Origin of the sequence: Kineosporia sp. NBRC 101731 (assembly GCF_030269305.1) — a bacterium.
In the GTDB taxonomy this organism is placed as follows: Bacteria; Actinomycetota; Actinomycetes; order Actinomycetales; family Kineosporiaceae; genus Kineosporia.
In genome coordinates this window covers 126,943-153,793 of record NZ_BSTC01000004.1, presented here as the reverse complement: position 1 = coordinate 153,793, position 26,851 = coordinate 126,943, and the positions used below count along the sequence as shown (strand labels likewise).

The 26,851-nt window shown below is 69.5% G+C and carries 28 protein-coding genes; 17 read left to right on the top strand and 11 right to left on the bottom strand.

Translation table 11 applies throughout. The features are described 5' to 3' along the window. The first annotated feature begins 5 nt into the window (after positions 1 to 5). Positions 6 to 155 (top strand): hypothetical protein, encoded by a 150-nt coding sequence (locus QSK05_RS13580; protein ID WP_285597521.1) that lies wholly within the window; start codon positions 6 to 8, stop codon positions 153 to 155. A gap of 68 nt (positions 156 to 223) precedes the next feature. Here the strand turns inward: QSK05_RS13580 and QSK05_RS13575 are convergent, their stop codons facing one another. After that, on the bottom strand, positions 224 to 1,054 hold the full coding sequence (locus QSK05_RS13575; protein ID WP_285597520.1) for an SDR family oxidoreductase: 831 nt from the start codon (positions 1,052 to 1,054) through the stop codon (positions 224 to 226). A gap of 90 nt (positions 1,055 to 1,144) precedes the next feature. Here QSK05_RS13575 and QSK05_RS13570 point away from each other — a divergent pair, with 90 nt between their 5' ends. Both QSK05_RS13570 and trmB read left to right on the top strand, forming a co-directional pair. Further along, a complete protein-coding gene (locus QSK05_RS13570) occupies positions 1,145 to 1,645 on the top strand; it encodes a MerR family transcriptional regulator (RefSeq protein ID WP_285597519.1) in 501 nt (166 codons plus the stop codon). Between the two features lie 65 nt (positions 1,646 to 1,710). Next, positions 1,711 to 2,406: a tRNA (guanosine(46)-N7)-methyltransferase TrmB gene (gene trmB / locus QSK05_RS13565; protein WP_352301160.1), complete on the top strand. Its 696-nt coding sequence runs from the start codon at positions 1,711 to 1,713 to the stop codon at positions 2,404 to 2,406. A gap of 87 nt (positions 2,407 to 2,493) precedes the next feature. On the opposite strand, the gene QSK05_RS13560 is transcribed toward trmB, so the two are convergent. Next, on the bottom strand, positions 2,494 to 3,996 hold the full coding sequence (locus QSK05_RS13560; protein WP_285597517.1) for a serine/threonine-protein kinase: 1,503 nt from the start codon (positions 3,994 to 3,996) through the stop codon (positions 2,494 to 2,496). A 396-nt stretch (positions 3,997 to 4,392) separates the two neighbouring features. On the opposite strand from QSK05_RS13560, the gene QSK05_RS13555 reads away from it, so the two are divergent. Continuing rightward, positions 4,393 to 4,989, top strand: coding sequence for a hypothetical protein (locus QSK05_RS13555; protein ID WP_285597516.1), 597 nt, complete (start codon positions 4,393 to 4,395; stop codon positions 4,987 to 4,989). A 125-nt stretch (positions 4,990 to 5,114) separates the two neighbouring features. Then, the gene (locus QSK05_RS13550) at positions 5,115 to 5,570 is read left to right on the top strand and encodes a hypothetical protein (protein ID WP_285597515.1); all 456 of its coding nucleotides are present in this window, start codon (positions 5,115 to 5,117) and stop codon (positions 5,568 to 5,570) included. 75 nt (positions 5,571 to 5,645) lie between these two features. Here the strand turns inward: QSK05_RS13550 and QSK05_RS13545 are convergent, their stop codons facing one another. The 4 genes from QSK05_RS13545 to QSK05_RS13530 form a co-directional block, all read right to left on the bottom strand. Next, a complete protein-coding gene (locus QSK05_RS13545; RefSeq protein WP_285597514.1) occupies positions 5,646 to 7,328 on the bottom strand; it encodes a copper resistance CopC/CopD family protein in 1,683 nt (560 codons plus the stop codon). A 196-nt stretch (positions 7,329 to 7,524) separates the two neighbouring features. Continuing rightward, entirely contained in the window at positions 7,525 to 8,157 is a 633-nt protein-coding gene (locus QSK05_RS13540; RefSeq protein WP_285597513.1) for a DUF305 domain-containing protein, read from the bottom strand. A gap of 118 nt (positions 8,158 to 8,275) precedes the next feature. After that, positions 8,276 to 8,959 carry a hypothetical protein gene (locus tag QSK05_RS13535; RefSeq protein WP_285597512.1) on the bottom strand — a complete coding sequence of 228 codons (684 nt, stop codon included), beginning with the start codon at positions 8,957 to 8,959 and terminating at the stop codon, positions 8,276 to 8,278. Between the two features lie 138 nt (positions 8,960 to 9,097). After that, complete coding sequence (locus tag QSK05_RS13530; RefSeq protein WP_285597511.1) at positions 9,098 to 9,706, bottom strand: DUF998 domain-containing protein; 609 nt, start codon at positions 9,704 to 9,706, stop codon at positions 9,098 to 9,100. 224 nt (positions 9,707 to 9,930) lie between these two features. On the opposite strand from QSK05_RS13530, the gene QSK05_RS13525 reads away from it, so the two are divergent. After that, positions 9,931 to 10,623, top strand: coding sequence for a TNT domain-containing protein (locus QSK05_RS13525; RefSeq protein WP_285597510.1), 693 nt, complete (start codon positions 9,931 to 9,933; stop codon positions 10,621 to 10,623). Positions 10,624 to 10,630: 7 nt separating this feature from the next. On the opposite strand, the gene QSK05_RS13520 is transcribed toward QSK05_RS13525, so the two are convergent. Beyond that, the gene (locus QSK05_RS13520) at positions 10,631 to 11,638 is read right to left on the bottom strand and encodes a DeoR/GlpR family DNA-binding transcription regulator (RefSeq protein WP_285597509.1); all 1,008 of its coding nucleotides are present in this window, start codon (positions 11,636 to 11,638) and stop codon (positions 10,631 to 10,633) included. 329 nt (positions 11,639 to 11,967) lie between these two features. Here QSK05_RS13520 and QSK05_RS13515 point away from each other — a divergent pair, with 329 nt between their 5' ends. The 7 genes from QSK05_RS13515 to QSK05_RS13485 all read left to right on the top strand — a co-directional run bounded on the left by QSK05_RS13515 (position 11,968) and on the right by QSK05_RS13485 (position 19,058). Continuing rightward, positions 11,968 to 13,266 carry an ABC transporter substrate-binding protein gene (locus QSK05_RS13515; RefSeq protein ID WP_285597508.1) on the top strand — a complete coding sequence of 433 codons (1,299 nt, stop codon included), beginning with the start codon at positions 11,968 to 11,970 and terminating at the stop codon, positions 13,264 to 13,266. A gap of 300 nt (positions 13,267 to 13,566) precedes the next feature. Then, positions 13,567 to 14,451 carry a carbohydrate ABC transporter permease gene (locus QSK05_RS13510; protein WP_352301385.1) on the top strand — a complete coding sequence of 295 codons (885 nt, stop codon included), beginning with the start codon at positions 13,567 to 13,569 and terminating at the stop codon, positions 14,449 to 14,451. A 14-nt stretch (positions 14,452 to 14,465) separates the two neighbouring features. Then, positions 14,466 to 15,329 carry a carbohydrate ABC transporter permease gene (locus QSK05_RS13505; RefSeq protein ID WP_352301382.1) on the top strand — a complete coding sequence of 288 codons (864 nt, stop codon included), beginning with the start codon at positions 14,466 to 14,468 and terminating at the stop codon, positions 15,327 to 15,329. Between the two features lie 31 nt (positions 15,330 to 15,360). Further along, positions 15,361 to 16,227, top strand: a complete 867-nt coding sequence (locus QSK05_RS13500) for a ketose-bisphosphate aldolase (protein WP_285597505.1) — start codon at positions 15,361 to 15,363, stop codon at positions 16,225 to 16,227. 1 nt (position 16,228) lies between these two features. Beyond that, a complete protein-coding gene (locus tag QSK05_RS13495; RefSeq protein ID WP_285597504.1) occupies positions 16,229 to 17,467 on the top strand; it encodes an ADP-dependent glucokinase/phosphofructokinase in 1,239 nt (412 codons plus the stop codon). Then, on the top strand, positions 17,455 to 18,447 hold the full coding sequence (locus QSK05_RS13490) for a class I mannose-6-phosphate isomerase (protein WP_285597503.1): 993 nt from the start codon (positions 17,455 to 17,457) through the stop codon (positions 18,445 to 18,447). The genes QSK05_RS13495 and QSK05_RS13490 overlap by 13 nt, the downstream gene beginning before the upstream one ends. A gap of 155 nt (positions 18,448 to 18,602) precedes the next feature. After that, positions 18,603 to 19,058 carry a GNAT family N-acetyltransferase gene (locus tag QSK05_RS13485; protein WP_352301379.1) on the top strand — a complete coding sequence of 152 codons (456 nt, stop codon included), beginning with the start codon at positions 18,603 to 18,605 and terminating at the stop codon, positions 19,056 to 19,058. Positions 19,059 to 19,150: 92 nt separating this feature from the next. Here QSK05_RS13485 and QSK05_RS13480 read toward each other — a convergent pair whose 3' ends face one another. The 3 genes from QSK05_RS13480 to QSK05_RS13470 all read right to left on the bottom strand — a co-directional run bounded on the left by QSK05_RS13480 (position 19,151) and on the right by QSK05_RS13470 (position 22,491). Next, positions 19,151 to 20,443 carry a DUF1996 domain-containing protein gene (locus QSK05_RS13480; protein WP_285597501.1) on the bottom strand — a complete coding sequence of 431 codons (1,293 nt, stop codon included), beginning with the start codon at positions 20,441 to 20,443 and terminating at the stop codon, positions 19,151 to 19,153. Between the two features lie 159 nt (positions 20,444 to 20,602). Continuing rightward, entirely contained in the window at positions 20,603 to 21,232 is a 630-nt protein-coding gene (locus QSK05_RS13475) for a response regulator (protein ID WP_285597500.1), read from the bottom strand. Beyond that, entirely contained in the window at positions 21,229 to 22,491 is a 1,263-nt protein-coding gene (locus QSK05_RS13470) for a sensor histidine kinase (protein ID WP_285597499.1), read from the bottom strand. Before QSK05_RS13470 ends, QSK05_RS13475 begins: the two co-directional genes overlap by 4 nt. 205 nt (positions 22,492 to 22,696) lie before the next feature. Here QSK05_RS13470 and QSK05_RS13465 point away from each other — a divergent pair, with 205 nt between their 5' ends. From QSK05_RS13465 to QSK05_RS13450, 4 genes are all read left to right on the top strand, one after another. Next, positions 22,697 to 23,707, top strand: coding sequence for a DUF1996 domain-containing protein (locus QSK05_RS13465; RefSeq protein ID WP_285597498.1), 1,011 nt, complete (start codon positions 22,697 to 22,699; stop codon positions 23,705 to 23,707). A gap of 396 nt (positions 23,708 to 24,103) precedes the next feature. Beyond that, positions 24,104 to 24,391: a hypothetical protein gene (locus tag QSK05_RS13460; RefSeq protein ID WP_285597497.1), complete on the top strand. Its 288-nt coding sequence runs from the start codon at positions 24,104 to 24,106 to the stop codon at positions 24,389 to 24,391. Between the two features lie 95 nt (positions 24,392 to 24,486). Beyond that, positions 24,487 to 24,720 (top strand): DUF397 domain-containing protein, encoded by a 234-nt coding sequence (locus tag QSK05_RS13455; RefSeq protein ID WP_285597496.1) that lies wholly within the window; start codon positions 24,487 to 24,489, stop codon positions 24,718 to 24,720. 428 nt (positions 24,721 to 25,148) lie between these two features. After that, a complete protein-coding gene (locus QSK05_RS13450; RefSeq protein ID WP_285597495.1) occupies positions 25,149 to 25,568 on the top strand; it encodes a GNAT family N-acetyltransferase in 420 nt (139 codons plus the stop codon). Here the strand turns inward: QSK05_RS13450 and QSK05_RS13445 are convergent. Then, positions 25,565 to 26,818, bottom strand: a complete 1,254-nt coding sequence (locus tag QSK05_RS13445) for an MFS transporter (protein ID WP_285597494.1) — start codon at positions 26,816 to 26,818, stop codon at positions 25,565 to 25,567. The two genes, QSK05_RS13450 and QSK05_RS13445, sit on opposite strands and share 4 nt — an antisense overlap. Positions 26,819 to 26,851 lie beyond the last annotated feature (33 nt).

The window sequence follows — 26,851 nt, the reverse complement described above, 5'->3', positions numbered from 1 at the left end:
AGACCATGCAGCTCACGTTCGATGTCATCAGCCGGGGTATGCCCGATGTGGCGGCCGCCCAGACGTTCGACACCGACGCCCTCACCCCGGTCGTCACCGATGCGTGGGGTGATGCAGGACGCGGATGGTTTCCTCGGGCGGGTGTCGGCCCCTGAGCGGACGGATCGGGTGGGCCCCTTCCCGGTGAACCCGGTGAACCGGGAAGGGCCCACACCCCGAGGACTCAGACGGTCACGGACTCACTGATCTCGCGCTGGGCCTGGAGCTCGGCCAGCCGCGACTCCAGGGCGGCGTGGATCTGCGCGTACGCGCCCCGGCCCAGGGCCAGGCGCACGGGGGCGGGGGTGACGTCGGCGACGGCGATCGTCGCCTCGGCGATCAGGCCGGGGTCGGACCAGTCGAGCCCCTCACCGGTCTGCAGCATCCGCCGCAGGTCGCCGGAGGGCGTCTGGTCGTAGGCCGGTGAGGCCGGGGCGGTGTCGAGGGCGTCGCCGAAGCCGGTCTGCGAGGGCCCGGGCTCCAGCACGGTGAAGTCGATCCCGAAGGGTGCGACCTCCTGCCGGACCGACTCCACGAACCCCTCGATGCCCCACTTACTGGCGTGGTAGGCGCTGAAGTTCGGGTAGGCGATCGACCCGCCCTCCGAGGCCACCTGCAGCACCCGGCCCCCACCCTGCGCCCGCAGGTGCGGCAGCGCGGCGCGGATCAGGTGGATCGAGCCGAGCAGGTTCACGCCGATCACCCGCTCGATCTGCTCGTCGGTGAGTTCCTCGGCGGCACCGAACGTTCCGTGCCCGGCATTGCTGACGACGACGTCGATGCGCTCGCCGGCGGCGAACGCCGCGTCGGTGGCCGCCCGGATCGAGCCGGCGTCGGTCAGGTCGAGCTGGACCGTCCGCAACCGCTGCGGGCCGTAGGTACCGATCAGGTCGTCCAGGGCCTGCGGGCGGCGCACGGCCCCGATCACCGTGTCGCCCCGTTCCAGCAGCTTCTGCGTCATCAGACGGCCGAAACCGCCGGAGGCGCCGGTGATCATCCAGGTACGGGTACTCATGGGGGGAAGTCCTTCCTCGTGGTCACCGACGACGCTAGGAGTTCGAGAGGACTCGAAGACAAGTGCTGAGCGTTGATTACAGTGAGGGCTGTGACGACCACGAGCGCAGCCCCCGCGTCCGACGTCCTGAGCATCGGCGAGATCAGCGCGCAGACCGGCCTGTCCGCGCACACGCTGCGCTTCTACGAGCAGGAGAACCTGTTCGTGAACCCGGTCGCGCGCGACGGGTCGGGCCGGCGCGTCTACGGCCGCCAGGACGTGCAGTGGCTGCTGCTGGCCACCCGCCTGCGTGACTCCGGCATGCCCCTGGCCGAGATCGCCCGCTACGCCGCACTGGTCCGCGCCGGCGCCGGCAACGAACAGGAACGCCTCGCCCTGCTGCGCGAGCACCAGGGCGCGGTGCGCGCCCAGATGGAACGCCTGGCCGCCAGTCTGGACGCCGTCAGCCTGAAGATCTCCCTGTACGAGGGCGCGCTCGCCGAGGGCGACCCGCAGAACCCGTGGGCGCAGGAGGGTCAGGACTGTGCGGTCCCGGCCCCTCCGGTGCGGTCGGGGCGTCAGCAGCCGCCGCACCCCTCCCGCCGCCGGTAGGGCGCGTCCCGGATGATGCCGGGCTGGATGACCGGTTGAATCACCGGATGGTGCCTGGCCGGATAATGACCGGCGTGACCGAGACACCCGCGCCCGCCGTTCCCACCTACAAGCTCCGGCGGGGGCGGATGGGGTTGATGCGGCGCGAGGCGATGGCCGCGCACCTGTCGCGGTTCGAGGTCCCGGCCGGTGACGAACCGCTGGACCTGGGGACGATGTTCTCACCGGGGATGCCGGTGGTCCTGGAGATCGGTTTCGGCTCGGGCAGCAGCACCCTGGCGATGGCCGCGGCCGATCCGGGCACCGGTGTCCTGGCCGCCGACGTGCACACCCCGGGCGTGGGCAATCTGGTGCTCGCGCTCGCGGAGGGCGAGCTGGAGAACGTGCGGGTGCTGAACGGTGACGGTGAGGCGCTGCTACGCGAGCGGGTGCCCTCGGGCAGCCTGGCCGGGGTGCGGGTGTTCTTCCCCGATCCCTGGCCGAAGGCCCGGCACCACAAGCGCCGTCTGGTCACTCCGCGGTTCGCGGCGCTGGTCGCGGACCGGCTGGCGCCCGGTGGGCTGCTGCACTGCGCCACCGACTGGGAGCCGTACGCCGAGCAGATGGCGCAGGTGCTGGCGGCCGAGCCCGCCCTCGCGCTGGAGGGCGGGGGCGCCGTGGCCCGCCCGGCCTGGCGGCCGGTGACCCGGTTCGAGGCCCGCGGGATCGAGAAGGGTCACCGGGTGGCGGACTTCCTGGCCCGGCGCCGACCGCAGCCGTAGCTGGTGCGATGCCCCCGGACGTTCGCCGATCGTAGGTGGCGGCCCTTCGCCTGCTGCGGCCGGGAGATTGATGTGGCCGCAGAGGGCTTACGGGTTTTCCTCGGCGGCACCGGGTGCCGAGGGCGAGGGGGTGCTGCCGCCGGTCTCTCCGTCGCCGTCGCCCCCGTCGTCCCCGCCGTCGTCCCCACCGCTGGTGGTGGTCGGGTCGACTGCCGGGGTGCTGGTGGTGGTCGTGACGGGCGGCTTCGTGGTCGCGGGCGGCTTGCTCTTGGTCGGGGTGGGGGTGCTCGTCTGGGATGGCTTGACGGTCACCGTGGCCAGGGGAGCGCCGGCTGTGGTCGTCGTGTAGCTGCGCCCGGTGGTCGTGGCGTAGGTCGGCACGCTGGTGGGGCCACCGGCGCCGACGGGCCGGGTCTTGCCGGTGCTCTGGGGCCCGGCGGTGGTGGCGGTGGGCGAGGGCCCGTCGTCGGAGCCGGAGACGTTGGCTGCGGGCGCCTTCGCCTTGTCGTCCGTGGTGAACAGGATCACGCCGCCGACGACCAGGGCGATCAGCAGCGCGGCGCCGGCTGCGGCCTGCACCAGGAAGGGCGACCGGAACCGGGAGGCCCGGTCGACCGGGGCGTGCTGCTGCGTGGTCTGGATGATCGGGTTGCCGCGCGAGGCGGTGGCCAGGGCGACCTGGTTCATCAGGTTGTCGTAGGCGCTGACGCCGCCGGCGGGGGTGGGCACCGGCGGTGCGACCCGGACCCCGGCCGCGGGAGTGCTGCGGGGCAGGCGCGTGACGGGGTTGCCGGTGCGTGCGGCGATCGCGATGTGCTTGGCGTTGGGCCGGTCGGCCGGGTCTTTCTCCAGGAGCGCGGAGATCAGGTCGCGCAGGGGCGCGGACCGGATCGGCTCCATGTTCACCTCGCCGTGCACCGTGCGGTAGAGCATGGCGGTGGCCGGGCCGGTGCCGAACGCGGGCTCGCCGGTGGCCGCGTAGTAGAGCAGGGCGCCCAGGGAGAACACGTCGGTGGCGGGCCCGACCCGCTGGCCCACGGCCTGCTCGGGCGACATGTACGCGGCCGAGCCGGTGATCTTGCCGGTGCTGGTGACGGTGCTGGCCTCGGCGGCGCGGGCGATCCCGAAGTCGATGACCCGGGGGCCCTGCGGCGAGAGCAGGATGTTGGAGGGCTTGAGGTCGCGGTGGATGACGCCGGCCCGGTGGATCTCGGTCAGGGCGTCGGCCACGCCCGCGGCCAGCTCGAGCACGGCCTCGGGGCTCAGCGGGCCGTCGGCGTCGACCGTCTGCAGCAGGTTGCGGCCCTCGACGAACTCGGTGGCCATCCAGGGCAGGCGGGCCTCGGTGTCGGCGGTGAGGACCTCGGCGGTGTAGGTGCCGGAGATCTTGCCGGCCGAGTCGACCTCGTGCGCGAACCGGCGCCGGAACTCGGGGTCGGCGGCCAGGTACTCGTGCACGACCTTGATGGCGACCCTGGTGCCGTCGGGTGATTCGGCCATGTATACGGTGCCCATGCCACCGCCGCCCAGGCGGCCGACGACCGAGAATTCGCCGATCTGCTCCGGATCCCCGGGCCGGAGGTCGTACACGTCGAGTCTGCTCCTGTGTTCGGCTGATGCCGGGCCTGCGTTGTCAAGGGCACACTATCGGTGGAGACTGCCCGGCTGCAGGCTTATCCCAAGGCTCGGACGAAGCCTGACGTGGGTTTATCACTGACCTGATGGTTGGCGCCCCGTCCGTCCGGATTTCCCGATCCGGCACCTGCGTCCCTCGCACGTCCGTCGCACGTCCGTAGTGCGTTCGTATCAGGACGACCTGCCGAAGTATCTCTTTGTGGCAGATGCCATACGCCCCGTCGTACGACTCTCGTCGTACCCGGGAATGCTCCTGCAGGCGGATGCGCTGAAGATCTTCGAGTAGCAGGCTTATGCAGGTCGGCGGACGGTGAGGGACCGGCCGCGGCACGAACCAAGGGGAACATCCTGATGTCCGAGACCATCGTTGACGGTGCCGTCGACCCGGCCGACTACGAGTTCGCCACCGTGCAGGCTCCGCGTCGCCTGGAGTGGGTCTACCGCGATGCGTACCGGCACCTCGGCTGGGTACTGGACGCCTTCGATCCCGAGGGCTGCCGCAACCCCGCCGTTCACGCCACCGTCGTGAACCTGCGTTTCCGGCGCGAGCACGACCTGCCCCACCGCGAGCTGATGAACGAGCTGCAGGCCGAGTGCGACCGGGCCCTGGGCGTGATCGCCGCCCGCGAGCGCGTGAAGACGTCGCTGGTGCACTCGTCCACCGCGCTGTTCGGTGTGGTCGGGGCCTCGCTGCTGGCCGCGGCCGCGCTGACGCTCGACGACGGTGACCTGCTCACCCCGGTCCTGCTGGGCGCTCTCGGGGTGGTCGTGATGCTGATCGGTGTGATGGTGCGCCGTCCGCTGACCGAGGTCGCCAAGGTCCGCTTCGGCCTGTCCAACGACGACGAGTACGCGATCGTGCTGGAGACCAGCGAGCGCGGTGCCGCCCTGCTGGCTGCTCCCCGTCCGCAGGACGACGAGGTCTTCACGCTCGCAGCAACTGCCTGATCCTTTCTTCTGACGAGACCGGCGCCGGTGTGGCCCCGGTCTCGAATCATGTCCGGACCCGGACTTGCACGCCTTTCTGGATCCTCTCTAGATGAATATGGATCCAATGTGGCACGCTGGCGGATGTGAGCCCGACCGCCGACCCGAACCCGTGCCGCCTCCCGGCCGCCCGGACGATCAGCGCCCTGGCCGGGCTCGGCGGCCTGCTGCACCTGGCCACGCTCACCGCACATGACGCAACCGCCTGGGTCTTCGGCGCCATGGCCCTCATCTGCCTGGGCTGCGCGCTGCACCTGATGCGGGCACGCTCGCGATCGGCCCTGATGATGGCCTCCGGTATGGCTGCGCTGATGATCGTGGCGCACCTGGGCTACCTGCTGGCCGTGACCCCCGCGTTCACCGGCGCCCCCACCGCGCACGGGCACGGGGCGGTCGCCCTGGTCGCGGCCCCCACGCTCATTCCGCACACCTCACACGTCAGCCCGGGCATGCTGCTCCCGCTCCTGCCCGAACTGGCCGTCCTGGCTCTGACCGGCCCGGTCCTGCGCCGTTCGCGGCCGATGCAGCAGCTGCGGCCCTAGGTCCCCATGGGCGTGTCGGTTGCGGGCCTCATAGGTTCTCGCGGTATTCCCCTCCGGACGTCACGAGGCTGTTGATCAGGTCTGTGAGGCGACGAGGATCGCGGTGATCAGCAGGACGGCGATCATGACGGTGGCTTCGGCGGCGACGGTGCGGCGGAGCAGACGGGCTGTGCCGGGGCGCCAGGAATCGAGGGCGGGCAGGGCGTAGCGGTTGTTGGCGTAGCCCATGACCGCTACGGCGGCGACCAGGCCGAGCTTGATCAGCATGATCCGGCCCCAGGGGGTGCCGGTGAGGTCGTCGGGGCTGTCGATGATGAGCAGGGTCAGGACGGTTCCGGCCAGGCCGGCGACGACGACGGCGGCGGTGGCGGGCACGGAGAAGCGGACGGCGAGTTCGCCGGCGCCGGTCGGCACCCCGGCACGGGCGCGCACCAGCAGCAGGACGGCCAGCAGGACCACGCCGCCGACCCAGACGGCGGCTGCGGTGGTGTGGGCCAGGTCGGCGATGGCGATCAGCAGTCGTGGGCTGACGGTGGCGGTGTGCCCGTCGAACACGAATGACACCAGCATCACGGTGCCGATCACGGCGGTCAGGGCAGGGCGCATCGGGACCCCGCGTACTCGCCCGGTACGCACCGGAGGAGTCAGGATCAACTGGGACGAGCGGCTGGTCCCTGAGACGGCGTCGTTCCTGCTGCTTTCCCCGTGAGGACGCTCGCCTCGTGCAGCTGAGAAGGATCGGGTGCGGGGCGCGCCCGGTAGCGCGGGAACGTCGTACGAGCGGCGGCCCCCGGTGCTGCGCGGTACGAGCTCCAGCGTCAGGACCATCGCCGTGCCGGCGGCCAGGCGCAGGCCTGTGGCCAGGGCCGGTGACCACGGCACCGGGGTGTCTGATGCCCACAGCAGGCAGGCGCCCTCCATCAGGGCACCCAGCACGCACAGTCCCGCCGCCCACCGCACGACGTGCTCGCCCAGACGTACGTCCCCGGCGGCTCCGACCAGGGTGGTGATGACCACGATCAGTGCCCCCACACTCACCAGGATCCCGAGGTAGGACATCCAGCGCGCCACCGCGGTCGCGGTGTCCGCGAGGGTGGATCCTTCCTCGTCGGCTGAAGCCAGCACAGCATCCAGACCGGCTTCGGGACCGGTACCCAGATCGGCACCGACCTGGGTGTCCTGGGTGTCCGGGTCGTTCATCGTGTGCCCGGGCATCTGTGCGTGATCATCAGCGTCCGAGGCCGATTCCGGGGTCGCCTCGATGGCGCCGGCATCGGTGGGGCCGTCCGACGATGCCGGTACAGAGGACGTCGAGGAGGAGTCGGATGGGACGGTGTCGTCGGGGCTGGCTGCGGGTGCTGCGGCGACACGGAAGGTGATGGTGCCGGACTTGACGTGGGCGTCGCCGCCCGTGACCTTCCAGGTGAGGCCGTAGCGGCTACCGGGTTGCAGCGCCGTGGTGGGGCGGATCTTCCAGGTCACTCCGTCATCGCTGGTGTCGCCCTGGACGGGCACGGCCCGGCCGGCGGAGTTGTAGAGGGTGAACCCCTTGCCGGAGGGGGTGGCCGCCTTGGTGAAGGTGACGGTGATCGCGGCCGAGGGGTTCTTCAGCATCGTGCCGTCGGCCGGGGTGGTGGAGACCAGATCCAGGTGAGCGGAGGCCGGGAACGCCACCATCATGCTGGCGAAAACGGCCAGTCCGAGCAGCAGCCACCGTCGTGGCCAGGGGGAACGGCAGGTAGCGGTTCGATCGTTCATGTCGCTCCTTGTGGGAGGGCCAAGGACGGCAGGTGGACCGCAAGCGTCCGGGGCACGCAAGTTCCCAGATCGGGGGGGTGGGGCCTCGCTGTCGGGGCGAGGCCCCGCCCTGCCCATCAAGGACCTGGGACTGGTCGGCGGCCAGGCGTCAGGGCAGTGATGGATGCCCGTTCCGACGCGGTGTCGGAAGGGAGCATCAGGCCAGTTCGGCGGCCAGGCTCTTCAGCTGGGCGAGTTCCGTGGTCTGCGCCTCGATGACGGTCCGGGCCAGTTGAGTGGCTTGCTCATGGGTGCCGTCGGCGACCTCGGTCTTGCCCATGGCGATGGCACCTTCGTGGTGCTGGATCATCAGGTCGACCCACATCCGGTCGTACTCGGCGGCGCCGGCGTCCTTGAGGTCGTCCATCTGTTCGCTGGTCATCATGGTGGAGTCGGACTCGCCGTGATCCATCCCCTCCATGGAGCTGCTGCCCTCGGTGCTGGGAACCGGCTGGTTCCAACTGGACAGCAGGTCTGACAGGGTCTGTATTTCTGGGGCCTGGGCGGCCTTGACCTTCTCGGCCAGGTTCTTGACCTGCGCACTGGTGGCCTTGGTCAGGGCCAGATCGGCCATCTCGATGGCCTGCGCGTGGTGAGGGATCATCGCGCTGGCAAAGTCGACATCGGCGTCGTTGAACGACACGCCCTGTTCTGCACTGGCGCTGCTGGTGGCGCTGCTGGTGGCGCTGCCGTTCGAGGCCGGCTCGTCGTCGCTGCCGCATCCGCTCAGGAGCAGGCCGGCGATGACGGGCAGGGCGAGGCAGGCCTTGAGGTGGTGTGCTGTACGCATGCTGGTTCAACCCTTCGCATAGGGAACGTCTGCTGGCACCGTGCCGATGAGGAACACGCCTACGGCCATCCGTGCCCGGCATCGGGTGCGGGCGGGTAGGTGCGTGCTCAGGGCCGGCTCAGGTGCGACTGATGCAGAGCTTCTGCAACGAAGGGCCCCGGACCGGCAGGCGGCACTGCCAGGTTCTCCACCGGCCATGACCGTCGGCGGTCGACATCGGATGCCGGGCCAGGACCCACGCCGTTCCCCGGGTGGCCAGGGCCAGCCTGCTCAGGATCAAGAGCAGCAGCACCACACCTGCACCACGGAGAATCGCCTGGCACAGGGGGGTACCCGTGGGCGCATCCGGGCCATGACCCGGCACCCATTCCGGGCGCAGCTCATGACCGAGGACTCGCTCGGCGTGCTCATCACGGGTGCCGACCAGGACGGCGCTCGTGATCCCGGGCCCCCGCACCGCCTGCTGCCCGGCTGGGCCCCGGACAACCGCGTCGTCGGCCCGGACAACAGAGGGGCCGACGCTCAGACCGTTCACCGCCGAGGCAACCGCAGCACCCACGGCGCTCTGGGCCCGATCGAACGGGCCGGTCCGAGGTGAGTCGGTTGGGTGGTGGCCGCTGGAGTGGACGTCTGCGGCGCCGTGCTGGGTACCGGTCGGCATGGCGGTGTGTGAGCTGTGGCCTGTGCTGAGAGCGTGCATGGCCAGCAGACCGCCCATGACGGTCCACACCATCAGCAACCCCAGCAGCCCTGGCTGGGACCGGGCTCCCGCGCGCGGGCACGCCCAGGTGGGTGGCCACATGTCTGGCTGCCCGCCTTGCCGTTCCCCGGTCCCGGACATCGCCTCACACAGTAGGGGCAGAGGAGGGGCGCCCACCTAGAACGGCGCTCTGGGGCGTGTTCTGCGCCTGAGCTGGTCCGCGCGCCTACGTCCGCGCGCCTACGTCCGCCCGGCGCGCAGGGCCTGACCGCTCAGCCACAGGAAGCCGGTGGTGACTCCCACTCGCTGCAACCGCCCAGCTCGGTCGACGAAGTGCGGGTCCTGCGAGAAGCCTCGGGAGAACCCGGAGAGCGTCCACAGCATCGTGATGCCCGCAGCCGCACTGGCCAGGGCCCAGGGGCGGTCCTGCCGTCGGCAGAGCCAGGCCGTGACCAGCTGGCCGACGGGCAGGCCCAGGAAGATGGGCAGTGCCGCGAGGTCGTGCAACTGGCCCTCGCAGGAAGACTTTCGGGGTCGGGATGCCGTTTCCGGCGGGTACCCACTCACCGGGTCGGTGGTGAAGACCGCCGACGCGAGCAGTCCGGCACCGGTGGCCGCGGCCACCAGCGCGTCACCGCGGGAGGACTGACGCAGACCGGCGCCCAGGCCCAGGTAGAGCGCCCCGGCCGTCGCGACATTGGCTGCCTGCCGCCACCCGCCCGGTCCGAGCGCCAGGGAACTGACCGGGTGACGCGCGGGGTCGTAGTCGGCCCGGCGCGCACCTTCGATCAGGAACGCCGCGACGAATGCCGGACCGGCCAGTGCGCCACCCGCGAGGAGAAGTTTCACGGGGCCCAGATGATCGGCGGCTTCCCCGTTCGTCCCGTGATCGCTGCGGCGCCTTCGAGCACGGGCGCCTGCCACCGGATCGACCTGCGGCTGTCGTGGCGAAGAGGCGGCGGCAGGGGCGTTGGTGGCGGGCATCGGGTTGTCGGGGGCCGGTTGCGGGGTACTGGCGGGTTGGGTGGCTAAGGTCTGCGGCGATCATGACCGGTTGTCGGGGGGATTCCGAAATGCATTCCAGTACTGCGTTCTTCGTTCGTCTGCGGGGATTTGCCCCGGCGCTCGCCACGGCTGTCCTGGCTGTCGGGACGGTGGTGGCGCCGGTCGCTCCGGCTCAGGCGTCCTCGGTGGTGGCGCCGGTGGCGGCGGGCCGGGAGCTGTCCACGACCTGCTCGGTGGAGTACGCCGAGGGGGACCGGCGGCTGGGTCCGGCCACGTTGCCGAACTCCGGCACGGTCGGGTTCGAGCTGAAGGGGTACCGGCGCACGGGGGAGTTGTCGGCGCAGGCGTTCCTGGCCGAGTACTACGACGCGTCGGTGGGGACGTGGATCTATCCGCCGCAGAACGGTTATCAGCTGGGGTCGGACGGTGCCCCGGAGGTCTGGCGCAAGACCCTGAAGGTGGGGCGGGAGCTGGACCGGTTCGGCAGTGAGTACGGCGCCTTCCTGAGTCCGGCGGGCACTCCGTACGCCGAGCGGGCCATTCCGCCCTCGAACCTGGCCGGTACCCCGGCGGCGGGGTGCAACTACCGCCGTTACCGGGTGCTGAAGTCGTTCGAGGTGGCGGCCGGGCCGATCGCGGCGTGGTTCGAGCAGCGGGGTGAGGGCTGGCAGTACCAGCTGTCGGGGGCCTATGTGCCGGGGGCGCCGGCGTCGCTCAATGTGCTGTGGCTGGTCGACAACGGTTATCTGGAAAGGGTTTAGGGCTGGCTCAGAGCTCTGGGAAGAGGATCTCGACCCCGGCCGCGGCGAGGGCTGCGCGCAGGTCGGCCGGGGGTGGGGCGTCGGTGATCAGGTAGTCGACGTCGCTCAGGGCGCAGACCTGGGCGAACAGGCGGCGCCCGAACTTGGTGGAGTCGGCGAGGATGGCCACGCGGGAGGAGCGTGAGCACATCTCACGCATCATCTCGGCCTCGGCCAGGTTGCTGGTGGTGTATCCGGCGTCGGCCGAGACCGCCCCGACGGCGATGAGCGCGAGGTCGCAGCTGACCTCGAGCTCGTTGCCGCCGGCGGTGCGGAAGGTGAGTGCCCCGACGGTGGTCTGGGTGAGCAGCCGCACGGCGCCGCCGACCAGGTAGACCCCGCGCACGGCGGACTCAGGGATGGCCGGGGGGATGGGCAGGCTGTTGGTGGCCACGGTGAGGTCGCGGTGGTGATGCAGGGCCCGGGCCACGGCGAGGGTGGTGGTGCCGCCGTTGAGCATGATCGTGAAGCCGTTCTCGATCAGGCCGACGGCGAGGGCGGCGATCACGTCTTTCTCGTCCTGCTGCAGTTTCAGCCGTACGTCGATGGTGCTGTCGACGGGAGCCATGGTGGACTGGCTGACCGCGCCACCGTAGGTGCGCACCAGGACGCCGTCGTTGCTGAGCTGGTCCAGGTCACGACGGATGGTGTCGCTGGAGACCCCGAAACGGGTGGCGAGCTCGGTGACGGTGACCTGTCCGGCCTCGCTCACGTAGGCGGCGAGCTGGGCCTTGCGCCCAGCCGGCAGGTGCCGCTGCTTCTCCTCCGACTCCGGTGAGGAGTCCGGTGAGGAGTCCGGTGAGGAGTCCGGTGAGGAGTCCGGCGAGGACTCCCGCGAGAACTCAGGGGAGGACCGCGTGGGTGACTCCGACGGTGCCGAGGGTGGTGCCGAGGGTGCTGATCCCTGTACGGACACCGGTGCGGCTCCGGAGGTGGGCTCATGCGCCGGGTCGAGCGCTGGTTCCCGTGCGGTCACGGTGTGGTCCCGTCTGTGTGGCCTGGTGGTTGCGGTTCCTGCGCACGGGTGGTGCGCATCTTCGGCACTGTCCGGTGCTGAGAACAGCAGATCTTCGCATCCCTGGGGCCCCCGGAGGCAGTACCCGCCTCAGGAACCGGCATGAATTCTTCCTGCCGGGGTGACGAAAGGGACACTCCACGCATCTTACGCGCGCTTGTCTGCGGTTCTCTGCATAGAAATGCGTTTCTGGTCGGAACTTTTGCAAGAAGAACCTTGTAGATGCTCAAGACTTCTTGTTACTGTCGCGGAACGCAGCACAGAGCGGTATCTCGACAAGGGAGTTGAGGATGTCGGCAGTCAGCGGTGTCAGGAAGGCCCTACGGCCGGGTCGGTTTTTCGGGATCGTGACCACGGCGGCCGTCATCGGCGCCCTGGCCGCATGCGGTTCCGGGTCCGGTGCGGCCGCCTCCGGTGGCGACGTCAAGCTGGAGTTCGCCCAGTGGTGGGCCGCGGAACTCCCCGACGGTGCCTTCGACAAGATCGTCGCGGAATTCGAGGCGAAGAACCCGGGGATCACGGTGGAGCTGGTGACCGCCCCGTACGCCTCCACCAAGCAGCAGCTGGTCTCGGGCGCGGCCTCGCGCACGCTGCCCGACGTGGTGGGCCTGGACGGGGCCTGGGTCAACGACTTCTCGCAGCAGGGCGCCATCGCGAACCTCAGTGACCTGATGAAAGACGCCGGCTACGACGAGAGTCAGCTCGCCAGCCAGATCCAGGTCGAGGGGTCGACCTACATGATCCCGGTGGTCAATTTCGTCTACCCTTTGTTCGTGAACACCGACCTGCTGAAGGAGGCCGGGGTGAACGAGGTGCCGAGCACGCGCACCGAGTTCGTCGAGGCGGCGAAGAAGATCAGTGCGCTGGGGGACAACAAGAAGGGCTGGGCCCTTCCGCTGGACACCTCGGCCCCCAACGGCGCGCAGAACGATGTGATGTCGTGGCTGTGGGCCTCGGGCGGCAGCATGCTGGCCGGGGGCCGCCCGAACATGAACACGCCCGAGGTGAAGAGCGTCATCGACATGATCAAGGGCCTGACCGACGCGGATGCGGTGGCGCCGGGGTACCTGACCATGAAGGAGCAGGACAAGGTCGAGAAGTTCTCGACCGGCCAGGTCGGGATGATGGTCGACTCCCTGGCCCACATCAATCTGATCAAGGAGAACGCGCCCGACCTGAACTTCGAGGTCGCGGCGATCCCGGCGGCCGACGACTACACCGGCAAGCGCGGTATTCCCTACGCCAGCTGGGGTATCGGGGTGGCCGACTCCAGCGAGCACCCGGCCGAGGCGTTCAGGTTCGTGGAGTACCTGATGAGCAAGGACGTGAACGCGCAGCTGTCCACCCTGGCCAACGGTTTTCCCGGGAACACCACCGCGGAGCCGGACTTCGGTGACAGTGACCCGAAGTTCGAAGAGGCCTTCACGATCTACCAGGACGGTACGCCGGCCAACGAGTTCACCGGCCTGCCCAAGTCCGAAGACCTGATGCGCACGCTCAACGAGCAGCTGCAGGCCGTCCTCACCGGCAAGACCAGTGTGGACGAGGCCCTGAAGAACACCCAGGACAACTGGGCCTCCGTCTTCTGAGGACTTCTGAGGACCTTCCGGGTGAGCTCCCCTCACCCGCCCCCTCGTCGGGGGGGGCCGCACCGCAACCGGCGCCGTCCGGCCGTCCTGTCCCGTCAGGACTGCCGGTTGCGGTGCAGTCCCCGCCTACCCAGGAGGTGCCCGATGGAGCCCGCGCACCCGACCGCCGGCCCGTCCGTCCGCCCGTCGCCACCCGACCCGGCGTTTCCCGCCGGGCCGACCCCGGCGTCCTCGATCTCAACCCTGACCCGCACCACAACCCCTGCCCCGCAGCAGAACCCGCCCCCTCGTCCGGCCCGGATGCCCTGGGCCCGCAGGGTGTCCCGGCAACTGGTGCCCTGGGGGTACCTGACCCCCACGATCGTGCTGCTGATCGTCTTGATGGTCGTGCCGATCGTCATGGTGATCAGCTACTCGTTCAAGGACAACGTCATCGTCGAGCGCAACCCGGTGCTGGTCGGGTTCGCCAACTACACGCAGATCCTGACCGACCCGAACTTCCGCACCGCGATCAAGAACACGGCGATCTTCATCCTCGGCAGCATGGGCGCCCACCTGGTGCTGGGCCTGGCCTTCGCGATGATGCTGAACTCGCCGCTGCTGGGCCCGCTGACCCGCAGTGTCTTTCGGGTGCTGTACATCCTGCCCTGGCTGTTCACGATCGCCGTGGTGGCGGTGCTGTGGCGGCTGATGCTCGACCCGGCCGGTGTCGTCAACTACGTGCTGGAGCAGCTGCACCTGATCGATGGCCAGGTCGACTGGCTGGCCGGTCCCACCACCGCGCTGTGGGCGGTGCTGTTCATCAACATCTGGTCGGGCTACCCGTTCTTCATGATCAGCATCCTGGCCGGCCTGCAGGGCATCCCCACCGACCTGTACGAGGCCGCGGCCGTGGACGGTGCGGGCCCGTGGCACACCTTCTGGAACGTCACGATCCCGCAGTTGCGCCCGATTCTGGTGAGCATGGCGGTGCTGGACCTGATCTGGACCAGCCAGCAGTTCGCCCTGATCTGGATGACGACCGGCGGCGGCCCGCTGAACAGCACCGAGATGCTCAGCACCTACGTGTACAAGCAGGCCTTCAGCAGCTACGAGTTCGGCCTGGCCTCCGCGGCTGCGGTGATCGTGCTGCTTCTGACGATGCTCCTGGCGATCTTCTACGTGCGCCAGCAGCGGGAGAGGTGAGCCGCGTGAGCACGGTGACCACGACGTCCACCCTTCACCGCACCAGAGAACGCCGGCGCCGGCTGACCAAGGCCGCCTTGATCACAGGCCTCAGCCTCGGGGCGGTGTTCGCCGCGGCCCCCGTGCTGTGGATGCTGTCCACGTCACTCAAGCCCAACGGCGAGGTCATGGCGACCCCGCCGCAACTGATCGGCGGCAACGTCTCGTTCGCCGCCTACACCACGGTGCTGACCGACCCGGACAAGCTGCGGTTCTTCGTCAACAGTTACGTGGTGGCGCTCGCGGTGACGGCGCTGACGTTACTGGTGGCGATCCTGGCGGCGTATGCGTTCAGCCGGTACGAGTTCCCGGGCAAGCGCCTGGTGAACGTGGTGATCGTGAGCGTGCAGGCGGTGCCGCCGATCACGCTGGTCATCCCGTACTTCGGGCTGATGGTGTCGATGGGTCTGTACAACACCTATCCGGGTCTGATCATCACGCACATGGTGTTCACGTTGCCCTACGCGATCATCATGATGACGGCCTACTTCAACACCCTGCCGCGGGAACTGGACGAGGCGGTGAAGGTCGACGGCGCCACCGGCTGGACGGCCCTGTGGCGGATCCTGGTGCCGATCTCGGTGCCCGGGATGATCGCGGTGGGTGTGTACACGTTCATGATCTCTTGGAACGAGTACCTTTTCGCGCTCACGCTGACCCGCACCGACGACATGCGCACGGTGCCGATCGGGATCCAGCTGCTGATGGGCCAGCACTCGTACCAGTGGAACGAAATGATGGCGATGAGCATCCTCGGGTCGATCCCGGTTCTCGTCCTCTTCCTGATCTTTCAGCGGCGTTTCATCGGCGGGCTCTCCGCCGGCGCCGTGAAGGCCTGACACCCCCCACCCCCGAAGGAGACCTGCTGCGATGCTGACCACGGGTAAGAAGATCCTTGACGTGGCGAACGAGGCGAACTTCGCCGTTCCCGCGTTCAACATCAGTGACTGGGCGATGTTCAACGGCATCGTGGAGATCAGTGAGGAGACGAACGCGCCGTTGCTGGTGGCGATCCACCCGGACGAGGTCTCCCACATCCGCCACGAGCTGATCCCGGCGATCCGCGAGCGGGCGCACACGTCCTGCGTGCCGATCGCGATTCACTGGGACCACGGTGCGGACATCCCGCAGATGCTGACGGCGCTGCGGATCGGGTTCACCTCGGTGATGATCGACGGTTCGATGCTGCCGTTCGGGGAGAACATCGCGATCTCCCGTCAGACCGTCGAGATCGCCCACGCGGTGGGTGTCTCGGTGGAGGCCGAGCTGGGCACGATCGGGAAGATGGACGAGGATCCGGAGGCCGAGGCGGGCGCGGACGTGATCCTGTACACCGACCCGGACGAGGCGGTGACGTTCGTGAGGGAAACGGGTGTGGACAGTCTGGCGGTGGCGATCGGCACGTACCACGGTCTGTACCCGCCGACCCTGAAGCCGGAGCTGAAGCTCGATCTGTTGCAGAAGATCAAGGCCGCGGTCGGGATCCCGCTGGTGCTGCACGGTGGCTCGGGCAACCCCGACGACGAGATCGCACAGGCCGTGAAGCTGGGCGTCAACAAGATCAACATCTCCAGCGACATCAAGGTCGTTTACCACAACAAGATGCGAGAGGTGCTGCTGGAGAAGGGTCTTCGCGAGCCCAACAGCATCCAGCCGCCGTGCATCGACGCCCTGAAGGAGGTGGCCGCGCACAAGATCGAGCTGTTCGACGCGGCCGGCAAGGCGAAGCTGTACTGAGATGAGCTCCCGAGTCGTTCTGGGCCTGGGGGGCTGTGTGGACTACGAGGTCAGGCTCACCTCCCGTGGCCTGGAGCGGCTCGTGCGGGAGCACGGGGTGCGGGCCGCGGAACTGGAATATCAGGAGCAGGGGACGTCGGTGGTCGCCTCGATCACGGACGAGCGGGACCTGCTGGTGTCGGTGCTGGGGTACCTGAGGCGTGGTGGCGGAGGGGAGCACTTCGTGGCCTCACCCGCGGCACTGGAGAGCTTCGCGGCCCGTTTCCCCCGGGGCATCGCGCTGGGCGGGACGTCGGTGCGGGCCGGATTCACCCTCGATCGTCTGGGCCTGTCCTCGACGCTGCACCTGGTGACGCTCAATGAGCACTTCCGCCGGTTGCTGCCCGCGCGCAGCGACTACGTGTGCAGTTCCCCGCACGACAGCCTCTACCCGCACCTGATCGTGCAGTACGAGGCCGGGCTGCGGGTGCGGGCCGGGGACATCGACCTGGTCGCGCCGTTCCCGAACCGGCTGATCTACGTCAACGACGTGGCCAACGAGGAACTGCTGCTCAGTGACGAGCTCGGGGCGTTGCTGGCCGATGCGCGGCTGTTCCTGATCAGCGGGTTCAACGCGGTGCGGGACCCGGACCTGCTGGACGCGCGCCTGGGCACGATGAGCAGGGACATGGAACGGCTGCCGCGCGGTGCGTTCGTCTACTACGAGGACGCCGCGTTCCACGAGCCGGCGTTCCGGGCCCGGGTGCGCCGTGCGGTACTGGGGCGGGTCGACGTGTACGGCCTGAACGAGGACGAGATGCAGGCCTACCTGGGACGGGCGGTGGACCTGCTGTGCGCCCCCGACGTCTGCTCGGCCCTGACCGAGCTGCACCGGCTGATCCCGGCGCCGGTCCTGGTGGTGCACACCAAGTACTGGTCGGCCGCGATCGGGACGCACGCACCGGCGTACGGTCCGGCGCTGGAGGCAGGCATGCTGATGGCCAGTGTGCGGTACGTGCACGGCGACGGGTTCACGGACGATCAGATGGCCGGCGTCGCCGCCCTGCCGCGCCGGGCCGAGTCGGTGGCGTTCGCCGGGGAGCTGGAGACGAGCGCAGCCGTGTGCGGTGTGGTGGTGCGCTGCCGTCCCGGCCTCCGGCTGGAGGTGGAGGTACCCACAACGGTCGGTCTGGGTGACACTTTCGTCGGTGGGTTCCTGTCGGCCGTCCTGCAGGAGGGAACACAAGTATGGACGTCGTAGAGCTTTCCTCGAACCGTCCCCCCGAGCGCTTCTACCGGGGCGGGGCGGGCATCGTCTCCTTCCGGGGTGAGCCCGGCCCGGCCCCCGCCCGTGAGCCCGAAGACTGGGTGGCCTCCACCACCTCGCTGTTCGGGGAACCCACCCGGGGCCGCAGCACGCTGCCGGACGGGCGCTCGCTGGCGGCGGCGGTGACGGCCGACCCGCTCGGGTGGCTGGGCCCGGCCCACGTGGACACGTTCGGCGCCGACACGAAACTGCTGGTCAAGCTTTTGGACGCAGGCCAGCGGCTCCCGGTGCACGCCCACCCGCACCGGTCGTTCGCGGCCACTCATCTGGGCCGCTCGCACGGCAAGGCGGAGGCCTGGTACATCCTGTCCGGCGGCGTGGTGCATCTGGGGCTGTGCGAGGACATCCCGGCCCACGAGCTGGCCGCACTGGTCCAGGAACAGGACACCGAGGCTCTGCTGGGGTTGCTGCACCGGATCGAGGTGCACCGTGGTGACGTGGTGTACGTGCCGCCGGGGGTGCTGCACGCGATCGGTGAGGGGGTGTTCCTGGTCGAGGTGCAGGAGCCCGAAGATCTGTCGATCCTGCTGGAGTGGAAGGGCTTCGAGCTCGACGGCGCTCGCGACGGTCATCTGGGGCTGGGCTTCGGGGTGGCTTTGGCGGCGGTGGAACGTACGGCCCGCACGATCGAGGAGATCGCGCTGCTGGTGGGCCCGGCCGGCGTCGGCCCGCAGGTGCTGCCGGTGGCGGCGGGGGAGTACTTCGTCCTCGAGCGCGTGTCGGTGGCGGGTTCGGCCGTGCTGAGGTCGGGATTCGGGGTTCTGGTGGTGCTGTCGGGGTCGGTGCAGGTGCGCCCCGCGGCCGGGGCGGTGACACGGCTGGCGGCGGGCACCACCACGGTGGTGCCGTACGCGGCGGGAGCGCTGCAGGTGGCGGGCGAGGCCGAGCTGTTGATGTGCCGGCCACCGTCCTGAGTCAGTCCCGCCCTCTCCGCAGGCCGTCCCCATGCTCCCGTCTCCGTCGATAACAGGCTAACGCGCCACGGGTATCCCGCCCCCGTGGCCACGCCGGGACCGGGCGGACGGGCGTCCACCAGGGGTGGTCTGCGACCATGTTCGGTGTGGCTGAACTGGTGATATCGCTGGACGACCTCTCCGATCCGCAGGTGATCGCCCTGCTGGAGGGGCATGTGGCGCAGATGCGGGAGGTGTCGCCGCCCGAGAGTGTCCACGCGCTGGACGTCGAGGCGTTGCGAGGGCCCGCGATCTCGTTCTGGGCGGCGCGGGAGGGCGATGAGGTGGTCGGGTGCGTGGCGCTGAAGCGTCTGGACGATGACCATGTGGAGCTGAAGTCGATGCGTACGCTGCCGGCGCGGTTGCGGCAGGGCATCGCCGGGCAGTTGCTGCGTCACGCGGTGCACCAGGCGCGCGAGGCCGGGTACAAGCGCATCAGCCTGGAGACCGGCAGCGAGGACTTCTTCGAGCCGGCCCGCAGCCTGTACGCGCGCTACGGGTTCGTGCAGGCCGACCCGTTCGCGGACTACACGAACGACCCGAACAGCGCGTACTTCACCCTGCAGCTCTAGGCAGCTCTCGGTGGCTGCCGGCATTCGTCGGGAAGGTAGAGCCCCGGCCGTCCCTGGAGGGTGGGGACGACCGGGGCCTGCGGTGCGAGGGGTCAGCTCGCGAGTTCGTAGTTCTCGTTCAGCGCCGCGCCGCGCCCGGGCTTGTAGAGGTCGAAACCGCGCGGGTCGCACTGCAGTCCACCGTTGATGCAGTGCTTGACCAGGGCGGCCAGGGTGGGGGCGTCCCAGCCGTTGAAGAAGTCGTAGTGCCAGCTCCAGTCGGTGCCGCTGGAGAGGCGCACGTTGCTCATGTCACCGGAGACGTTGAAGCCCATCTTGAACTCGACCATCGGCACGGCGACCGGGTGCGAGGCCGGGCAGACCTTGCGGTAGTTCTCGGCGACCGGGTACGCCATGTGGCTCTTGTGGTCGGCGGAGTCCAGGTGCACGCCGTCCCAGCAGCTGGGGGCCTGCATCCGGATGTTCAGGTAGCTGCCCTCGGCACAGTGGTCGGGGATCTCGAAATTGTTGGCACTGTTGCCGCACTCCCAGCCCTCCACAGTGCCGGGGTGGTTCTTGAACTCGTCCTTGGTCTGCGTCGGGCTGCCCACCACGAACCGCAGACCCGAGGGGAACGCCCGCACCGTGCGGTAGTCGGAGATCCCGGACTTGTAGTAGATCGTCTGCTTGTACTCGGTCGTCACGAGCTTGTCGCCGTTGTAGATCGAGGGGTGCCAGTAGCCGGACTTGTCACCCGGGGTGATGCAGCTGGTCTTGCCCGCCGGCAGCGACTTCGTCGTGGTGTCGGCGTCGGTGGTGCTGGAACCCATGAACGTGTGCATGTGCGAGGCGCCGGTCATACCCGGGAACACGATCGGGTCGTTGGCCGCGTGGTGGCTCATGTAGCAGTTGGCCTGGAACTCACGGTGCGTGGAGATGTCCGGGCCCGGGTTGAAGCTCTGCTCGGGAGTGATGCCCTTGACCGCGGGGGAGACCGTGTCAGACTCGCCCGGGTCCAGATTCGGGCCGTAGGCGGGCTGGGCGACCATGCCGGGCATGTTGTGGTCGTTGGTGGCGTCCGGAGTGGCCGTGGGCGCCGAGGGGTCGGCGGTCCCGGTCGCACCTCCCGCGGTGTCGGAGGCGTCGTCGTCGCTGTCGCCGGGGGGCGTCGCGTCGGCCGGCTTGGTGGCGGTCGGCCCCGCGGTGGGCTCACCCGATTCGGCCGATTCAGCCGATTCAGGGGCGGCTGAGGTCGTGGCGCTCGCGCTGTGATGCATGCCGGTCATCGGGTGGTGCTTGGAGGTGTTCTGGGCGCTGAACGCGGGAACGCCGCTGGACACGGCGACCAGCACTCCCACGAGCGCGGCCCCGGCCACGCTCCCCGCCACCGTATAGCGTCGTTTCACTGTTCGCGGTTCCCTTCGAGACGTCGTCGTGCGGACGCCTCGAAGTCTGGCTGTGCGGCGGCTGTGCGCTCGCCGGTCCCGGGTCCCACATGAAGGACGCGCGGGGCCCAGATCTGTGGGCCCCTCCCCTTCAGATCCCTCTCCGACCCTTCCGACCTCTCAGACCTCGCCCTGCCAGCGGGCCACGGCCTCGGTGCGGTGCCGCACGCCGAGTTTCGCGTAGACATGGTTGAGATGGTTCTTCACCGTCTTCTCCGACAGCACCAGGTGCGCGGCGATCTCGGCGTTCGTCATGCCCTTGATCAGCAGATCCATCAGCTCGCGCTCGCGGCGGGTGAGATCGAAGCGGATGCGGGCCGCGGACTCACGTTCGGCCCGCCCCCGCAGCTGACGGACGGCGACAGCGGCGGCGACCGGGGCCAGCCAGCCCTCACCGGCCGCGACCGCGTGCACCGCGCGCAGGAGTTCGTCACCACCCAGGCAGTTGTGGCTGAGGAACCCGCTGGCGCCCCGGGCCAGGGCCTGGCTGATCACGGCGTCGCTGTCGTCAGAGGTCAGCAGCAGCACACGGGTGAGGTCGGCCAGGTGGGAGAGCACCTGCAGGCCGTCGGCGACGGGCATGCGGTGATCCAGGAGGATGACGTCCGGCCGGTACCGGGTCACAACATCGACGGCGGCGCGCCCGTCGCCGGCCTCGGCGATCACGTCGATGCCGCCCAGCTCGAGCATGGCCCGCAGCCCGGCGCGCACCATCGGGTTGTCGTCGACCACCGCGACCCGGATCCTCATGTGCGGACCCTGTCAGACATCGGTGCCATCACTCCAGCCGGTGCCCAGAGCACCACCTGGGTGCCCCCGACCGCGCCCAGGTCCTCGCCGGAGAAGACCCGCAGACGCCCGCCGATCTGCCGGGCGCGCTCGGCCATCCCGACCACGCCGTAGTGCCCGGCGGCCGACAGCCGGTCCAGGTCAGCGGGAACGGTGAAGCCGTGACCGTCGTCGCGGATCGTCAGTCGCAGGTTGACGCCCTCCCGGACCAGGTCGATCCAGGCGTGCTCGGCGCCGGAGTGGCGGGCCACATTACCCAGGGCCTCGCGCACGATGCGCAGCACCTCGTGCCGCACCGGCAGATCGGCCGCCACGTCGCTCAGGTCGGTGTCGGCCCGCAGACCGCTCTTCGCCGACCACTCCCGGCAGGCCCGTTCAATGGCCTGGGCCAAGGTGGCATCCAGGTCGTCGGCCCGCAGCATGCCCAGCAGCTCCCGGGCCTCGTCCGCGGCCGTGCGAGCCCCCTCAGCCACCGTACGGGCCAGCTCGGCGGCCAGCTGCGGGCGCTGCTGCACCGCCTGGGGCAGTGACGCGGCCGCGAACGAGAGCCCACGCAGCGTCTTCTCGACCGAGTCATGCAGTTCCCGCGCCACCCGGGTGCGCTCGGCCGCGACCGCCGACCGCTCGATCGCCTCCAGCGCCGAACGAGCCAGGTTCACGTGCCGGATCACCGCGGCACGGGCCGTCGCCGAGGCCAGGCCGACCAGGACATACAACGTGGGGACACCCGTCAGGTACACGGCCAGCGTCGCGGGAACCTCGTCCAGGCGGATGATCCAGGCCACCACCGCGTACGCGGCGACCGTCTGCACCACCCACACCGGCCACGCCCGCAGCCCCGCGGCCACCCCGAACACGGCCGCCGACCCGCAGGAGAACGAGAAGAACACCGGCCCACCCTGCATCAGCGCGGCAATCGCGGCGCCCGCGGCCAGCTCGACGAGCACGAACACCGGCCACCGCACCACCGCCACCGGATGCCGCACCACAACGGCCAGCTCGGCGGCAGTCACGATGCCCGCGACCAGGGTGCCCAGCAGCAAGGTCTGCGGGTCGGGCTCGATCAGGACAGCCGCCACGACCAGCATCAGCGTGGCCCCCAGCCGCAGGAGCAGCACGAACTGGCAGAGCCCGGCGACACTCTCGGTCGCGCCACCGACCCAGTGCTGCGGTTCCACGAGCTCACGGGCCCGGCGACGGGAGGGGGACGGGCCGTTCATGCGGGCAGCATAGGGTGACGCGCCGGTAGTGCCCCACTCCCCTGAACCCAGCTTCCGTTCGTGATCATGCAAAGCAACCCCGAAGCTCCAGAACTCCCGCCGTCACAGATCCAGAACACTCGGGACACCTTGCACGATCACGAACAAGGAAGAGGGCGCAACGGCCGCGACGTCGGGCACTGAATTCGAACGGGAGGAGCAGGGAATGCGGGTGCCGGGTACCTGGGGCGAATGGAGCGCACGCCAGGTGACGATCGCCGTCATCCTGCTGGTGATCTTCGTGGGCGTGGCCGCCGTCGTGCCGGTCCTCATCCAGCCCGGCCACGACCCCGCACCCCCGGCGAGCACGACCCCCCAGGCAAGCACGACGTCCACCACCTCGACCCCACCCACCCCGCTGACCCCGACCCCGAAGGCAACCCACACCACCAACCCCTACCGGGTGCGCCCCGCCGTCACCGCCCGCCCGGCAAAAACCCCACCCCGCGCCGTCTACCAGGAATTCCCGAGCATGTGCGCCCCCGTGCGCACCACCACCCAAGCCCCCGTGACCGGCCTGGCCACCACCGGAACGCGCTACGACGTGTTCGGCAGCACCGCCACAACGCTCGCCGCCCCGGGCCGAACACCGACAGGAACGTCCTCGTGCCTGAACCCCGGCGACCGCTCGACGTACTGGGTGCCGTCCCTGCTGCAGCGCGGCCGGCACATCGAGCCGGAGTCGTTCCAGATACTGCACAAGGGCATGGTGCGCGACTACACGAGCGTCCAGCCGTTCCCGGCCGGCCTCCGGATCCTCGCCGGAGGCACCGGCGCGGCACCCTCCTCGGCGCCGGACAGCTCGGTGACCTGGGCGTGCACCGGCTACGACGCATCCGTCCCGCCCCAGGCCTCCACCTGCCGGGCCGGAGACAAGCTGATCGCCACGATCGCCGCCCCCGGATGCTGGGACGGACGCCACCTGGACGTACCCGCACACCGCTCCCACCTGGCCTGGGCCGCCGGCGAAGGATGCCCGGCCAGCCACCCCGTGGTCATCCCGACCCTGCTGGTACGGGTGGTCTACCCGATCGACGTGAGCGCATCCGTGCGGATCTCCGGCGGGACGTACGGATTCGGGGTGGTGACCGGATGGCAGCCCACGATCCTGAGGGCGCTGGTGCGCAACTGCATCAACGCCGGGGAGCACTGCGGCGAGAACGGGACACCGGACTGACCCCCCAACAGCACCGGCCCAGCCCGGGCTCAGGCTCGCGGTATCCCACCGCTCCACCTCCAGATCGTCCAGCGCATCCAGTAGATCGCCCCGCCCACAACGGGCCGGCCGTGAGGAGGGATGGACGCGCTCGCGGCGCGCGGATTCCATGATCGGCCCTCCCCGAAATTAAGTGGCGATATGAGCATTACACAGTGCAATCTTTACATCGATTGCTGCAATCTCATGATCGCTCTGGGAAATGTCCGGCCCACTGATCGTCACGACACCTCGACTGAACGGCTGAACTGGGCTTTTTCGTGGAATGGAGGCTATCTTTCGTAGCTGTCGAGAGGTGGCGGTATCCGCGTCACCGGCGCTGCGGATACTGACCGATTAACTACGAGGAGTAACGGGATGGATATCGACATCGTCACCACCACCGGGGAGCAGTCCGTCGTGACCCTTTCCCGCAGCGGTGACGGCTCGAGCGTCGATGTCTGGTACTGCGATGTGCGACACGCGCACATCCCGGTCGAGGAACTGCGGGGCTGGCTGGCCCGCCGGGGTGCCCTACGGGAACCGGGCCGCTGGGGACGGGTGGAATTCACCGTCCAGCAAGGGCGGACACTGCTCACCGTCCGCCCGGAGGTTGTCGACCAGCCTCTCGTACTCACAGATCTGTCGCACCTCACCCGGTCCTGAATGCGCGACCGGGTGCCTCACCGCCCGGCCGGCCCGATCGACCAGATCGGGCGGCCACCAGAACCACCGATGAACCGAGTGATGGGAGAGCGGTCATGTCCGCAACCGAGGTCAACCTGCTGAGTAATGACGACGATTCCCTGGACTGGAGGAAGTCCTCGTTCAGCGCCGTGAACGGCAACTGCGTCGAGATCGCGTTCCGCACCGGCGGCGGCGTGGCCGTGCGCGACACCAAGGCCAAGGGGCTCGGGCCGGTGCTCAGCTTCAGCAACGACGAATGGTCGGCATTCCTCGACGGCATCGCAGCCGGCGAGATGCGGGGAGCCTGAACCACTCCCGCCGTACCCGGGGTTCTCACGAGCCCCGGCACCACCTCAGTAGGTGAGGAGTACCTGGTCTGCACGCATCGCCGGGACGGGGCGAGGCGCGGAGGCGAGGCGGTCGACCGCGTGCCCTGAGCGCACACCGACCGCCCAGGCCGAGTATTCCGCACCGGGAACATCCGAACACGCACACTCACGGGGTGTGCCAAGAAGAATTTCGTGCTGCCCGCTGCCGGGCGGGAATCCGGTCTCCTGGAAGGCCACCCGCCCGGCACGGCCCACCCGGGGCGTGAAGACGAACGGGAAACCTGGCATCTATCGAGGCTAGAAGCGTCCACACACGGTGTCCGGCAGTTGACCAAACCGTGACCTGAAACCAGGCATCCTTTTCCGGTCCGGAAACGTCAGGGCACCGACGCCATAGGGTCGCCCTCGTGTTCACGCTGCGACCAGCCACCCCCGACGACGTGCCCGCCCTGCTGGAGTTCTGGCGCGACGCCGCCGAGAACGCCGCCCGGCCCGAGGATTCCGACACGGCCGTGAGGAACCTCATCACCTGCGACCCCGACGCCCTGATCGTCGCCGTGGACGCCCACGACCACCTCCTCGGCACCGTCGTGGCCGGCTTCGACGGCTGGCGCTGCCATCTCTACCGCCTGGCCGTGGCCCCCGCCCACCGCCGCCAGGGCATCGCGACCGCCCTCATCGACGCGGCCGAGCAGCGCTTTCGCGCCCTGGGCGGCACCCGCTCCGACGCCATGGTGCTCGACGACAACATCCCCGCCCAGAGCGCCTGGTGGGCCCGGGGTTACCGGCTGCAGGAGGAATGGTCGCGCTGGGTGCGGCCTCTCTAGCTCTCGCGCAGGTGACGGGCCGCCGCCATCCGCAGTACCTGGGCCACGACCACCAGCCCCACCACCAGTGCCACCAGACCGGCCCAGCCCCCACCGGCGAAGAACATCCCCCCGGCCCAGCCGACCACACTCGAGCCCAGGTAGTAGAAGAGGTTGTACAACGAGGCCGCCTGCGCCCGCCCGACCCGGGCCCGGGCACCTACCCAGCCCGAAGCGATCGCGTGTGCACCGAAGAACCCACCGGTCAGCGTCACCAACCCGACCATGATCACCGCCAGATTCCCTGCCAGCGTCAGCAGCACCCCCACCGCCATCACGCCCGACATGAACGCCAGCACCCGGCCCCGCCCGAACCGCCCCACGATCCGCCCGGCCTGCCGCGAGCACACCGTGCCCGACAGATAGGCCAGGAACAACAACGACGTCACCGCCGCGCTCAACCCGAAAGGTGCTGCCTGCAAGCGGAAACCCAGGTAGTTGTAGACCGCGACGAACCCGCCCATCAGCAGGAACGCCTGCGCGTACAACGTCACCATCCCCGGGTCGCGCAGGTTCATCCCCACATGGTGCGCGACATCCCGCACCCGCGTGTGCGTGTCCCGCACGAAACCCCGCGCCGGAGGCGCGAGCACCACGAACAACACCGACGCCAGCGCCGCGACCACCCAGGCCAGGCCCACACCCCAGCGCCACCCCCACGCCTCCCCGACCGGCCCCGAGATGATCCGCCCGCTGATGCCCCCCACGGTCGTACCCGACACGTACGTGGCCGCCGCCACCGCCGCCTGCGAAGGCCGGATCTCGTCATGCAGATACGTGATCGCCAGCCCCGGGATCCCGCCCAGCGCCATGCCCTGCAGCACCCGCAGCACGATCATCCCCTCGAACGAGGGAAACACCGTCCATGCCAGTCCGAACACCGCCGACGTCAGCATCGCCACCCGCATCGCCGTCAGCCGCCCGATCCGGTCCGCCACCCACGACCACGGCAACACCCCGATCGCCAGACCGATCGTGCCCGATGACACCAGCAACGCCGAGCGCGCCTCCGAGATCTGCAGATCCGCCGATACCAGCGGTAGAACACCCTGCGGCGCGTACAGGGCGGCAAAACACGCCACCCCCGCCGACAGCAGGGCCAGAAGGATGCGCCGGTACTCCCGGGAACCCTCCGCGTGCCCCTCCCAGAACTCGGTCACCAGAACGCTCGACGGGCCATCCATCAACACGCCGGCAGGGGAAGTCTTCACAACCCGGACGCTAAGTGCGGCCCTCACCGAGCT